Source organism: Bradyrhizobium cosmicum (genome assembly GCF_032290525.1).
Taxonomy (GTDB): Bacteria; Pseudomonadota; Alphaproteobacteria; order Rhizobiales; family Xanthobacteraceae; genus Bradyrhizobium; species Bradyrhizobium cosmicum_A.
Map to the genome: position 1 here is coordinate 1 of NZ_JASXTA010000377.1, position 254 is coordinate 254.

A 254-nucleotide genomic window follows, 5' to 3' on the forward strand; every position below is an offset into this window, starting at 1 on the left:
GTCCAGAGCAGCCGCCGCTCGCCGTCGAACACCGGCACGAAGGCGGTCAGATCAGGCAGATGGCTGCCGCCGTAATAGGGATCGTTGAGCAGGATCACGTCGCCGGGTTTAACGTCCTTGAAGCGTTCTTCGACCGCGAGCGTCGCCCATGGCAGCGCGCCGACATGAACCGGCAGGTGATCGGCCTGCGCGATCAGTCGCCCGCTCGTGTCGCAGATCGCCAGCGAAAAATCACGGCTGGAATTGAGTATCTG

General features: G+C 63.0%; 1 protein-coding gene. It reads right to left on the bottom strand.

Annotated features, from left to right (window positions below; genetic code table 11):
* Positions 1-254: hydantoinase B/oxoprolinase family protein (locus QSV46_RS40320; RefSeq protein WP_314964257.1), on the bottom strand; the 254-nt coding region annotated here is incomplete at both ends.